Origin of the sequence: Neorhizobium descurainiae (assembly GCF_051400715.1) — a bacterium.
Taxonomy (GTDB): domain Bacteria; phylum Pseudomonadota; class Alphaproteobacteria; order Rhizobiales; family Rhizobiaceae; genus Neorhizobium.
In genome coordinates this window covers 1-566 of sequence record NZ_JBLFFK010000105.1, presented here as the reverse complement: position 1 = coordinate 566, position 566 = coordinate 1, and the positions used below count along the sequence as shown (strand labels likewise).

2 protein-coding genes are annotated in these 566 nt (G+C 62.7%); both read right to left on the bottom strand.

Translation table 11 applies throughout. The annotated features are described in order from the left end of the window. Positions 1–90 precede the first annotated feature (90 nt). Positions 91–297, bottom strand: a complete 207-nt coding sequence (locus ACMGE0_RS33650) for a YnbE family lipoprotein (protein WP_436820190.1) — start codon at positions 295–297, stop codon at positions 91–93. 11 nt (positions 298–308) lie between these two features. After that, the coding region (locus ACMGE0_RS33645) for a hypothetical protein (protein ID WP_436820189.1) at positions 309–566 on the bottom strand (258 nt) is incomplete at its 5' end.

Here is a 566-nt window from a genome sequence, read left to right as displayed (position 1 = left end):
CGGCAGCCTGATAGGCGGGGTCGCGCTGCGCAAGTGCCGCGGACGGGGCCGCGGATGCGGCGAGCGCGAGAGTGAGAACAAGCATGCGCATCAAAAAATTCCCGGGTTCTCTTGGATCAGCGTCTTGGCCTTGTTGTCGAGACGATAGACCACTTCCTGCGTAATCGAGATATTGAGGTTTATCACGATCGGCTTGTCCGGCGCTTCCACATTCACGCACGCTCCGGTCATCGCTGCCGGAGCCGCGACGCCGGCGAGAAGCCATCGGCCAGGCCGCGATCGAGAAACCTTCACCATTTGTCCTCCCATCATTGCGCTTCGTCGCTTTCCGGCGGCTGAACGGGTTGCCCCGGAGCCGGCGGCGCCTCCCCGCTTTGCCGTTGCTCTTCCTCGATCAATGCGTCCAGGTTTCGTTCGATCAGCCGGCTGGGATCGTACCAGGATTGCACCGAATCGAGGAGCTGCTGAAAGGGTGCGTTGATCCGCACGTTGAACACGAACGGGAGCCTGGCGAGACGGCGGAGCAGGAAGTTCGACTTGGCGCCCTCCCCCTGGCTCAGCCCCTC

What these genes read in the sequence shown, in the direction of transcription:
- ACMGE0_RS33650 (WP_436820190.1), bottom strand. Translation starts at nt 297, where the DNA reads ATGGTGAAGGTTTCTCGATCGCGGCCTGGCCGATGGCTTCTCGCCGGC.